Genomic DNA, 10,865 nt, shown 5'->3' on the forward strand with positions numbered 1-10,865 from the left:
GTGGGCTTGAAGGCTGTTTCTTAGCTATAGAAAAGCTGGAGGGCTCACTTCGGAGCCGTCGCGCCGGCTCCGGCGCGAGGGTCCGCCTGCCGGCGGCCCAGCAACAGCGCCGCACTCAGCACGAGCAGGAACAGCAGCATCACCCCGGCCGAGCCGCGGTACATGACCGCATAGTCGGACGCCGACGCCAGCGCGCCCAGCAGGAACGAGCCCGCGGCGACGCCGAGATCGGTCGTGTTGTAGAACATGCTGTTGGCCGCGCTCTGGCGCTCGGGCGGCGACACCCGCAGCATCCACGCCTGCAGCGTCGGCTGGATCGAGCCGAAGCCGAGTCCGTACAGCAGCGCGGAGACGATCAGCAACGGCAGCGAGGACGTGTAGGAGAGCACGACCATGCTGAGTGCGACCGCCAGCGCGGCGGGCAGCAGCACGACGGCCGGGCCGCGGCGGTCGAATACCCGGCCTGCGACGGGCCGCACGATCAGAATCGTCACGACATTGAAGACGAAGAACAGACCGACCTGACTGAGCGCGCGCGCCTCGCCGAAGAGGGCGATGAAGCTCAGCAGCCCGCTATAGGTAATGCCGAGCATCACATTCAGCACAGCCGGCAGCAGCAGTCCGCGTCTCGCGCTCCCCGCCACTCCATGTCCGTCTGATCCGTCTCCCTCCCCGCTCTCCCTGGCCGGCTTCGCGGCCTCCGCTGCGCTGATCTGAGCGGTCAATTGCGACTGCTGCCGCTGCGGACGTGCGCCGAAGGCCGGCCGCACTCCGATCAGCACCGGCACGATCAGCAGCGCCACGCCCGTCCCGGCCCAGGCCAGCGTCTCGAAGCCGCGCGTGTCCAGCAGATTGAGCCCGACCATCGGGCCGATGCACATCGCCAGACTGGTGGACAGGCCGAAGTAGCCGATGCCCTCGCCCATTCGGCGGCGCGGAATGATGCGCGAGACGAGGGTCGGAATGACCGTGCTCGCCAGTCCGAAGCCGGCGCCATAGATCATCCGCAGCACGAGCAGCGAGCCGATCGTATCCGCAGCGATGTAAGCCGCCGTGACGCCCGCCACGAGCGCGATGCCGATCAGCAGCAAGCCGCCGGCATGCAGACGGCGCATCAGCCGGGCCGTGAGGATGCGGGCAGCAATGGCCGACAGGGCGAACAGGCTCGTGACCAGGCTCGTCGTCACGTCATCCACGATGAAGCGCGCTTTGACGTACGCCGGAAAAGCCGACAGCAGCATTTGCACATTCAAAAACAACAACAGCAAGCAGACGGTCAGACTGACGAACGGGACCGTCCACAAGCGTTCATTCGATCTATCCTTCAAAGACACATGATCGTCTCCCACATGATTCGTATTCGTCCCCCGCGTCCGGCATCGCGTCCGCATCTTCACTCGACTGCGCGCCAAACGCCGCCAAGCCGCGCAGCCTCCCATTGATGCGCCAGAGCAGCTCCAGCAGCAGCTCGAACTCCTGCTCGCTCATCCAGGAGCGGACCTCGTCGCCAAGCTGGCGCTCAATCGGCAGCGTACGCGCGATCAGACTACGACCGCTGTCCGTGATGGACAGCAGCGACGCCCGTCGATCCAGGGGATCTGGCCGCTTGCGCAGCAGCCCCTTGCGCTCGAGCTGCAGCACGATCCGCGTCGTCGTCGGCCGATCCTTGCCCGCCAGCTCGGCGGCTTGCTTGAGCATGAGTCCATCGGTGCGCGCGGTCTGATAGAGCACCGACCACTGCTCCGGCGTGATGCCCTCCTCCTTGAGCCGGCTCTGCATCAGTTGCACGAGCCCGCGATAGGCTTGTCCGAACTGGAAGCCGGGCGAACGCTCCAGCCCGTTGTTTTTCGTCATAATCCGATGACCCCTCATCAATAGTTGTTAGAGCAATTATATGCAAGACAATTATTTCTCGTCAACCCGCTATCCAGCCCTATCTCTGTATTCAGGCTGCTATTCCCTGGCTCGCACGCCAGCTTGAATCGCGTCCTGCCGCAGGCTGCCGGACTGCGCGGCCCGCGCGAAAGGCGCCCGAACAGACAAAGCAAGCTCGCACGCCCTTCACGCACCCCTTATGACAGTGCCGCATCCGCCCTGCCGCGTTCGGCGCGGGTCTGCTTGCTGCGCAGCTGGCCGCAGGCGGCATCGATGTCGGTGCCGTGTTCCATGCGTACGCTGCAGCTCACGCCTTGCTTTTTGAGCGTGTCGTAAAACGCCAGCACGCTGTCCCGCTCGCTGCGCTGGTACTGGCTGTGCTCGTCCACGGGATTGTACGGGATCAGATTGACGTTCATGCGCGCTGCCCGCGCGCCGATCAGCTCGGCCAGCTGCGCCGCATGCTCCCGCCCATCGTTGACGTCCCGCAGCAGGATATACTCGATCGTGATGCGCTGGTTCGTACGCTGCATGAAGTAATCCATCGCGCCCATCAGCCGATCCAGCGGGATCGCCTTGTTGATGCGCATGATGCGCGTGCGCAGCTCGTCATTGGGCGCATGCAGCGAGACCGCCAGATTGACCCGCAGGTTGAGATCGGCAAAGGCTTCGATCCGCTCGGCCAGCCCGCTCGTCGAGACGGTGATGTGACGCGGTCCGATCGCGAGCCCCTTCGGATCCATGACGATGCGCAGGAAGTCGATCACGTTGTCGTAGTTGTCAAACGGCTCGCCGATGCCCATGACGACAATATGGCTGACGCGCTCGCCCGCCCCCCGGCTGTCCAGGTAGGCCTGCACCGCCATGATCTGCCCGGTGATCTCCCCGGCCGACAGGTCGCGCGTCTTGGCGAGCAGGCCGCTCGCGCAAAAGCTGCAGCCGATGTTGCAGCCGACCTGCGTCGTGACGCAGACCGACAGGCCGAAGCGATGGCGCATCAATACCGTCTCGATCAGGTTGCCGTCCTGCAGCCGGTACAAAAACTTGACGGTGCCGTCGGTCGCCTCCTGCCGCGTATGCTCTGTCAGCGTGGACAGCGCGTAGCGCGCCTCCAGCTCAGCGGCGGTCCCCTCGTGCACGCTTGTCATCGCTTCCCAGCTCTGCACGCGGTCGCGATACAGCGCCTCCCAGAGCCGTGCGGCTCGCGATGGCTTCTGGCCGGCGGCGACCAGCGTTTCCTTCAGTTGTGTATAGGTGAACCCATACAAGGATGGGTGGTTCATGCGTAGCTCCCTCTTTTCTGTGCCAGACCGCTTTCGTTCATTATAACACACCCTTGCCGGTCATTCTTGCGCGCTCGCGCGTAGCGACGATGGGCATGCATCCAGCGGCAGTGACACGGTAAACACCGCGCCCTCTCCCGGGAGACTCGTGTCCACGACAATGCGCCCGCCGTGCATCGTCACGATTTTGTGCGCAATGGAGAGCCCCAGTCCGCTGCCGCTGCCGGGCGCGCGGGTACGGGAGGCGTCCGCCTTGTAGAAGCGCTCAAATATGCGAGCCCGGTCGGCCTCCGCGATCCCCGGGCCCGTGTCCGCGACGCGCACGACCGCGCGACCCGCTGCTTGCTCCAGTCGCACGGAGACGCTGCCGCCGGGCGGCGTAAATTTGACCGCATTGTGCACCAGATTGGCCCATACCTGAGCCAGCAGCGCTTGGTCGGCGACGATCTCCAGCTCCGCAGCCTGCAGATCGAGCTCGATCCCCTTGGCCTCCCACTGCGGCTCGCTGGCCAGCATGACGGTCGCCAATTGCTTGTCCAGCCGGTACGATATCGGGTGGAGCGGCTGCCGGTCCGCATCCAGCACCGCCAGCTTGAGCAGATTGTCGCTCAGTTGGGCGAGCCGGCCGCACTCCTCCTCGATAATCGTCAAGTATCGCTCGCGCTGCGCCGCCTCCAGCCGCTCGTCGCGAAGCGCGCGTGCGAACCCGCTGATCGACGTCAGCGGCGTGCCGATCTCGTGGGAGACATTGGAGATGAATTCTTGTCGCAGCTCCTCCATCGCCTGCAGATTGGCGGCCATGTCATTGATGCTGTCGACGAGCTTGCCCAGCGGATGCCGCTGGCGCTGACGTTCGCCGTAGGCGGACGCGACGCTCACCTGGAAGTCGCCTCGGGAAATGCGCCGAATCGCCTCGATCAGCTCGCTCCAGAATTGATGCTCGCCCGACCGGACGAAAAAATGACCGATCAGCATCATCGCCACGCCGAACGCCAAAAAGCCCAGCGCCGCGTTGGCGAGCAGCGCCAGGAGCCCGTGCGGCTCCCAGCCGATGCGCGCATAGAGCGACCCGGTCGCATAATACGCGCCGGTCCAGCCGAGCAGCAGCAGTGCGATCACCCACAAGGCGTTGAGCGCAAAATGCAGGACGTGCGGAAGCCGGCTCACCGCGCCACCTCCTCGAGCCGATACCCGAGCCCGCGAATGGTACGAATCCGAAAGCCGTGCGTCGCCTCCGGGAAGCGCTCGCGCAGCCGCTTGATATGCACGTCGACCGTGCGCTCGTCGCCCTCGTAATCGTAGCCCCAGATCTCCTCGATCAACTGGTCCCGCGTGAAGGTCCGGCCGAGATATCCAGCCAGCTTGAAGAGCAGCTCGAACTCCTTGCGCGGCAAGGTCAGGACCTGCTCTCCTGCCCGGCATTCGAAGGTGTCGCGGCGCAGCGCGACGTCGCCGATGCGCACCGTCTGCGAGGCCAGGATGCGATAGCGGCGCAGCAGCGCCCGCACGCGCGCCGTCAGCACCGCCGGATCGAACGGCTTGACCAGATAATCGTCCGTGCCGAGCGCGAAGCCCTTGACGATCTCCGGCGGCTCGCCCTTGGCGGTGAGCATGAGCAAGGGCAGCTCGGTCCGCTCGCGCAGCTCGCGGCAGAGGGTCCAGCCGTCCATGCCCGGCATCATGATATCGAGTATAATCAGGTCGAGCTGCTGCTGCTCCAGGCAACGCAGCGCCTCCCGCCCGTCCGCCGCCTCCGCGGTCTCGAAGCCCTCGAGACGCATGAAATGCCCGACCAGCTCGCGAATATGCGGATCGTCGTCCACGATCAGAATGCGGATCATGCCTCTCCCTCCTCGCCAGCCCGCGCCGCAATCGCCAGCCGCTGCTTCATGAGCTTCATGACGAAGGGGAAGCCGGCTGTGCAGCGGTGCGGGCTTGTGATGTCTCGTATATTTAGTATAGCCTACAATTCTACGCCTTGCGCATATACGCACGCACCGTCAACGGGGCGAATACGGCCACGATCACGGCCGCGCCGATCAAGGAGACCGCGAGGTCCGTGCCGGCCGTGCCGCCGTTGACGAGCTCGCGCACCGCACTCACCAGATGCGAGACCGGATTGAGGTCGGCGAACCAGCGCAGCCAGCCGGGCATCGTATCGACCGGCACGAACGCATTGGAGACGAAGGTCAGCGGGAACAGGATCAGCATCGATATGCCCTGGACGCTCGAGGCGGTCCGCGCGATCACGCCGAAGAAGGCAAAAATCCAGCTGATCGCCCACGCGCATGCGATGACGAGCAGCCCGGCTGCGACTACGCTCCCGAACCCGCCATCGGGGCGGAAGCCGAGGACATAGCCCATGGCAAAGGTCAGCGTCGTCGCAATCGCATAGCGAATGACATCCGCGAGCAGCGCCCCGGCCAGCGGCGAGATGCGGGCAATCGGCAGCGATTTGAAGCGGTCGAAGACGCCCTTGTCCATGTCCTCGCGCAGCTGCACGCCGGTGACGACGGAGGTGGTGATGACCGTCTGCACCAGAATGCCGGGGATGATGACCGGCAGGTAGTCCAGCACGCTGCCCGAGATCGCCCCGCCGAAAATATACGTGAACATTAGCGTAAACAGGATCGGCTGGACGGTCACGTCGATCAATTGCTCCGGGGTGCGGCGGATCTTCAGCAGGCCACGGTACGCCATCGTCAGCGAATGGCGCAGCGATTGGCCGAGACTGGCCCTGCGGCTGAGCCGCCGGGAGACGCGGGATGCCGCATGCATCGCTTGCTCGCTCATACGCTCGCCTCCTTCGCAGGGCGGTTCCTGGCCGCTTCTTCTCCGGCATGCGCCGGCTCCTCGACGCCGCGTCCGGTTGTGGCCAGGAAGACGGCATCGAGCGACGGCTTTTGCACGCTGACCTCAGCGAGTCCGACGCCCGCGCTGCGCATCGCCGTCAGCAGCTCGCCGAGCTGGTCGGCATCGGCCATCGGCGCCGTGAAGCGACCCGCTTCCGCCGCATAAGCCGCCTCCGTGCGCAGCACCGTGCGCAGCAGCTCGCGCGCGCGGTCCGCCTGCTCCGGCTGCCGCAGCCGGAGCTGCAGCGACGAAGCGCCGACCGAGGCCTTCAATTCATCCACGGTGCCCTCCGCCACGACGCGGCCGCTGTCGATGACCGCGATGCGGTCGGCGAGCTGGTCGGCCTCGTCCAGGTATTGCGTCGTCAGCAGCACAGTCGAGCCGCCCCGCACGAGCTGCCGGATCGTCTCCCACATCTGCGCGCGCGTGCGCGGATCAAGGCCGGTCGTCGGCTCGTCGAGGAAGATCAGCGGCGGCTGCGCGATCAGACTGGCCGCCAGATCGAGCCGGCGCCGCATGCCGCCGGAGAAATGCTTGAGCGGCCGGCGCGCCGCCTCAGTCAAGCCGAATGCCTCGAGCAGCTCCTCGGCCTTGCGCCGCGCTTCGTCGCGTCCCAGCCCCAGCAGCCGTGCAAAAATGACCAGATTCTCCACCGCGCTCAATGCTTCGTCGACCGAGGCGTATTGCCCGGTAACCCCGATCAGCTGACGCACGACATGCGCCTCCCTGGCAACGTCGTGGCCGAAAATACGCGCCGTGCCCGCGTCCGGCCGCAGCAGAGTGGCCAGCATGCGAATCGTCGTCGTCTTGCCGGCGCCGTTGGGGCCGAGTACGCCGTAGACCGTGCCGGCGCGCACCTGCAGATCGACGCCGTCGACCGCGCGCTTGTCACCGAATACCTTGACCAGACCGCGCGCTTCAATTGCCCATTGTTCGTTCTTCATCGTCGTATGCCTCCTTGAATCGTTGGCTTGTTGCCTAGTTGCCTGCCTGATTGGCTTACAAGCATCGTAGCCGACGAATATGAACCGAATATGAACGAGAAGCGATAAGCGAGATCATGGGATTGTCCGACCGCCGCCATGCCAGGTCCCGACGGACCCGTCTTGCAACATCCACCTGCATTTTGATGGCTGTCATTGCGCTCCCTACCGGTAACCAGTAATCCTTCTCGTTTCCAAGCTTGCACATGAGCGACGCCCCGCCGTCTCCTGGCGGTCACATCGCTTCGATTCCGTGGGCTAAGCGTCGCGGCTGCCCGCTAGAGCATCCGTACCGCGCGCCAAAAGCCCAAAAGGCTGCACGCATCAATCGCGTGCAGCCTTTGGGCAGTCCGAGCGGCCTGCTACTTCCTTCTACCAGCTCGAAAGCTGCGGCCAGCCCCTCCTCGCCCCGCTTCGCCTAATCGCGCGTCCAGAAGCGATGGGCCGCTACGGCCTCCTTGAACGCGTCCGCCAGACCTTCCCCGCCTTCTCCGGCCACCACGCCCGGTCCGTTCGCCGGCGCATGGGGGCCGAGCCAATCCTTGCCGCTGCTGCTCGCGGCGATCGGCTTGCAATGGCCGTACGCCTCGCCCAGCAGCATCGACGCCTGACGCGCCAGCTTGCCGCTCTCGTCCTCGCCGCCTGCGGCATACAGCGCATCGAACAGCACGGAGTCGGCCGTCAGGAATGTGTGATCCACCTCCAGCGCCTTGCCGCCGGTCCCGGCGATCTCGCCCAGCCGTTCGGCGATCACCTCCACTTGCACGCCCGCTGCGCGCAGCGCATCCAGCACCGGCAGCACCGCCGCGTCGTCGAATTGCGGACCAGCGATGACGCCGACCTTGCGTCCGTGCGGCGAGTGGGTCGTGTTCGCCTGGCTGAGCGCCGGCGATTGCTTCGTCGAAGCCGGCTGGCCGGCTGGCGGCGCATCGACGCCGATGCGCTCGGCGACCGGTGTCGCCAGCTCCGGCGACACCTGCGCGAACATGGCGACGACCTGCTCGCGCACCGATGAGCTCATCACCTTGCCCAGCTCGAAGCTGAACGCATCGATCATATGCTGCTGCTCGGGCTCGCTCATGCTGTTCCAGAACAGCGCCGCCTGGGAGAAGTGATCCTTGAAGCTCTCGCTGCGGGCCCGCACCTTGCGGGCGTCGATCTTCTCCTGATAGTGGCTGTAGCCGCCCTCGCGCTCCGGCGTCGTGGACGGCGTGTTGCCGGCCAACGAATTGTTGTGATAGCTCACCTGTCCGCGATTGATCGTATGGCGGGCGATGCCGTCGCGCTGATTGTTGTGGAACGGGCACACCGGCCGATTGATCGGCAGCTCGTGGAAGTTCGACCCACCCAGGCGCGACAGCTGCGTATCCGTGTACGAGAACAGCCGTCCCTGCAGCAGCGGATCGTTGGAGAAGTCGATGCCCGGCACGACATGGCCGGGATGGAAGGCGACCTGCTCCGTCTCTGCGAACACATTGTCCACGTTGCGATTGAGCGTCATCTTGCCGATGCGCTTGACCGGCACCTCCTCCTCCGGCCACAGCTTGGTCGGATCGAGGATATCGAAGTCGAAGCGGAATTCGTCCTCCTCCGTCAGCAGCTGGACGGCGAGCTCATATTCCGGATAGTCGCCGCGCTCGATCGCCTCCCACAGATCGCGACGGTGGAAGTCAGGGTCCTTGCCCGAGATCTTCTGCGCCTCGTCCCAGACGAGCGAATGCACGCCGAGCACCGGCTTCCAGTGGAACTTCACGAAGTGCGAGCGGCCCTCTTCATTGACGAAGCGGAACGTATGCACGCCGAAGCCCTCCATCATCCGGAAGCTGCGCGGGATGGCGCGGTCGGACATCGCCCACATGACCATATGCGCCGATTCCTGATTATTCGCGACGAAGTCCCAGAACGTATCATGCGCCGAAGCCGCCTGCGGCATCTCGTTGTGCGGCTCGGGCTTGACGGCGTGGATCAGGTCGGGGAACTTGATCGCATCCTGGATGAAGAACACCGGGATGTTGTTGCCCACCAGGTCATAGTTGCCTTCCTGCGTATAGAACTTGGTCGCGAAGCCGCGCGCGTCGCGCACCGTCTCCGCCGAGCCGCGCGAGCCCGCTACCGTGGAGAAGCGCACGAAGACGGGCGTCTTGGTGCCGGGGTCCTGGAGGAAGCCGGCCTTAGTATAGGGCGCTAGCGATTCGTACAGCTCGAATTCGCCGTGCGCCGCGAAGCCCCGGGCATGCACGATGCGCTCGGGGATGCGTTCGTGATCGAAGTGTGTCATTTTCTCGCGGAAGTGGAAGTCCTCCATCAGCGTCGGTCCGCGCTCGCCCGCCTTGAGCGAGAATTCGTCCTCCGCCATCTTGAGGCCCTGGTTCGTCGTCAGCGCCTTGCCCTCGTCCTTCACACGGTACTGCTCCAACTGCTTGTCCTTCTCGCTCATCCTTACAGCCCCTTCCGCGTAGTCGGTTATCTAAGTCCATACTGACCTGTTTACCCGGATGCGGCGTGCGGCGACGCAGAAATGAGCGAAACTTAATGCTTATTCCATGCCAATAACCAGTTGCAGCAATAACACAACGCTAGTGGATCTGACAACTCAATAAATAGATAATTTTATTTTTTAGCCTTGTATAATTTAGGGAACGATGATACAGTAAAGGAAATTACCAGTAATAATATTTTTTGTAAAGTAGAGTTTTTTTAATGAAAAATAAAGTAATCGCGCCATTATTAGTAGTATTTAGTCTTTTGTTTTTAACGGCAATACCTTTTGCATCTGCTTATCCTGAAAATTCAAGATTTATCGACATTGATTTCTCCTGTCCGGTTGGAACTGTATATGTTTACGGTCAAGTTTCAGGTTCCGAAAATTCTTTGTATCCGGAGGCTACTTGGGGCAGAGCTTACTTTGATTGGTATAAGAATGGACAGTTAATCGGAAACAAACAAGATGAAGATTCATCTGCCCCAATCAATTTATCTATTAGTACAGCCTCCTGCACACACGAAGCTTCTGCAACCTATCAAATGTCTTGGAACCAACGATATGAATTTGAGAACGGTGAAGATGCTCATTTTTATGGTAGCGAAAATTGGCCTAATGACTAAAAGGAGGTTCACATGACAGCAAAAAAAAGAAATTCATTCTTGTTGCAAATGCTGTTTGCGATTGTCACGGTGGCCTTGTTTTTAACTTGGTCAACCATGACCAAGGCAGATCATGAAGCGACCTTGCCAGAACAACTAAATGAAGGAACGGCTCATATCGTGTACGGAGAACCACTTGCGGAGGAGCAGCCTAAGTTGTACGCCATGCTGCATGAAGGCTGGGAACGCGCGCTTGGGAAAATTCAGAAAACGGAAAAAATGTCATCGGCAGGGCTGCAATCCTGGACGTTACACAGCAGTTCAGATATCGGCATTGACTTTACCAATAAACTCAGCCAAGAAGAAGCCTTTTCGGTAAATGCGGCCCTTTCCAGCAAAGAAAAAGAAGAAGCCCAAGAATATAAGGACTATTTCCCAGCTGTGCTCATTAGCCCGGAACAAGACCGGCTGTTATTATTTTGGGAGCGAGACAACGGCAACGCTGTTTATTTGGATATTCATTCCAAAACAAATGAAGCGGGCTCTCGCGAGTGGTATGTAGCGGGGCCTCATATCGAAATCGAGTAAGCCACGTGAACAGTCCCCTCTAAAATAAAGCGGCGCACGCTCATCATGAGCGTGCGCTTTCTACGCTGATGCTACTTAAAGAATTTTTAGACAATAAAAAGCTGGTATCTCACATTCCGCACCCTTGAGACTCTGAAAATGGCGAATTATGGTGTATGCTAGATTCAGAGAATCAAGCGGGGAGCGGATGGAATCATAT

10 protein-coding genes are annotated in these 10,865 nt (G+C 62.0%); 2 read left to right on the plus strand and 8 right to left on the minus strand.

Features of this window, described 5'->3' with window-relative positions; all coding sequences use genetic code 11:
• Positions 1-44: 44 nt before the first annotated feature.
• The 8 genes from IDH44_RS24650 to IDH44_RS24685 all read right to left on the minus strand — a co-directional run bounded on the left by IDH44_RS24650 (position 45) and on the right by IDH44_RS24685 (position 9,431).
• Positions 45-1,334: an MFS transporter gene (locus IDH44_RS24650; protein WP_317890253.1), complete on the minus strand. Its 1,290-nt coding sequence runs from the start codon at positions 1,332-1,334 to the stop codon at positions 45-47.
• Positions 1,318-1,854 carry a MarR family winged helix-turn-helix transcriptional regulator gene (locus IDH44_RS24655; protein WP_190921480.1) on the minus strand — a complete coding sequence of 179 codons (537 nt, stop codon included), beginning with the start codon at positions 1,852-1,854 and terminating at the stop codon, positions 1,318-1,320. Before IDH44_RS24655 ends, IDH44_RS24650 begins: the two co-directional genes overlap by 17 nt.
• A 218-nt stretch (positions 1,855-2,072) precedes the next feature.
• Positions 2,073-3,158, minus strand: a complete 1,086-nt coding sequence (rlmN, locus tag IDH44_RS24660; protein ID WP_190921481.1) for a 23S rRNA (adenine(2503)-C(2))-methyltransferase RlmN — start codon at positions 3,156-3,158, stop codon at positions 2,073-2,075.
• A gap of 60 nt (positions 3,159-3,218) precedes the next feature.
• A complete protein-coding gene (locus tag IDH44_RS24665; protein ID WP_190921482.1) occupies positions 3,219-4,325 on the minus strand; it encodes a sensor histidine kinase in 1,107 nt (368 codons plus the stop codon).
• Complete coding sequence (locus IDH44_RS24670; protein ID WP_190921483.1) at positions 4,322-4,999, minus strand: response regulator transcription factor; 678 nt, start codon at positions 4,997-4,999, stop codon at positions 4,322-4,324. The genes IDH44_RS24665 and IDH44_RS24670 overlap by 4 nt, the downstream gene beginning before the upstream one ends.
• 130 nt (positions 5,000-5,129) lie before the next feature.
• Positions 5,130-5,936 carry an ABC transporter permease gene (locus IDH44_RS24675; protein ID WP_190921492.1) on the minus strand — a complete coding sequence of 269 codons (807 nt, stop codon included), beginning with the start codon at positions 5,934-5,936 and terminating at the stop codon, positions 5,130-5,132.
• Positions 5,937-5,947: 11 nt separating this feature from the next.
• Positions 5,948-6,955 (minus strand): ATP-binding cassette domain-containing protein, encoded by a 1,008-nt coding sequence (locus IDH44_RS24680; RefSeq protein ID WP_190921484.1) that lies wholly within the window; start codon positions 6,953-6,955, stop codon positions 5,948-5,950.
• A 457-nt stretch (positions 6,956-7,412) separates the two neighbouring features.
• The gene (locus IDH44_RS24685) at positions 7,413-9,431 is read right to left on the minus strand and encodes a catalase (protein WP_190921485.1); all 2,019 of its coding nucleotides are present in this window, start codon (positions 9,429-9,431) and stop codon (positions 7,413-7,415) included.
• 263 nt (positions 9,432-9,694) lie between these two features.
• Here IDH44_RS24685 and IDH44_RS24690 point away from each other — a divergent pair, with 263 nt between their 5' ends.
• Both IDH44_RS24690 and IDH44_RS24695 read left to right on the plus strand, forming a co-directional pair.
• The gene (locus IDH44_RS24690; RefSeq protein ID WP_190921486.1) at positions 9,695-10,099 is read left to right on the plus strand and encodes a hypothetical protein; all 405 of its coding nucleotides are present in this window, start codon (positions 9,695-9,697) and stop codon (positions 10,097-10,099) included.
• A gap of 12 nt (positions 10,100-10,111) precedes the next feature.
• On the plus strand, positions 10,112-10,666 hold the full coding sequence (locus IDH44_RS24695) for a hypothetical protein (RefSeq protein ID WP_190921487.1): 555 nt from the start codon (positions 10,112-10,114) through the stop codon (positions 10,664-10,666).
• The last annotated feature ends 199 nt before the right edge of the window (positions 10,667-10,865 follow it).

It is taken from the genome of Paenibacillus sabuli, assembly GCF_014705605.1.
Lineage (GTDB): Bacteria > Bacillota > Bacilli > Paenibacillales > Paenibacillaceae > Paenibacillus_D > Paenibacillus_D sabuli.

What these genes read in the sequence shown, in the direction of transcription:
- IDH44_RS24680 (WP_190921484.1), bottom strand. Translation starts at nt 6,955, where the DNA reads ATGAAGAACGAACAATGGGCAATTGAAGCGCGCGGTCTGGTCAAGGTA.
- rlmN (WP_190921481.1), bottom strand. Translation starts at nt 3,158, where the DNA reads ATGAACCACCCATCCTTGTATGGGTTCACCTATACACAACTGAAGGAA.
- IDH44_RS24670 (WP_190921483.1), bottom strand. Translation starts at nt 4,999, where the DNA reads ATGATCCGCATTCTGATCGTGGACGACGATCCGCATATTCGCGAGCTG.
- IDH44_RS24675 (WP_190921492.1), bottom strand. Translation starts at nt 5,936, where the DNA reads ATGCATGCGGCATCCCGCGTCTCCCGGCGGCTCAGCCGCAGGGCCAGT.
- IDH44_RS24695 (WP_190921487.1), top strand. Translation starts at nt 10,112, where the DNA reads ATGACAGCAAAAAAAAGAAATTCATTCTTGTTGCAAATGCTGTTTGCG.
- IDH44_RS24685 (WP_190921485.1), bottom strand. Translation starts at nt 9,431, where the DNA reads ATGAGCGAGAAGGACAAGCAGTTGGAGCAGTACCGTGTGAAGGACGAG.
- IDH44_RS24690 (WP_190921486.1), top strand. Translation starts at nt 9,695, where the DNA reads ATGAAAAATAAAGTAATCGCGCCATTATTAGTAGTATTTAGTCTTTTG.
- IDH44_RS24655 (WP_190921480.1), bottom strand. Translation starts at nt 1,854, where the DNA reads ATGACGAAAAACAACGGGCTGGAGCGTTCGCCCGGCTTCCAGTTCGGA.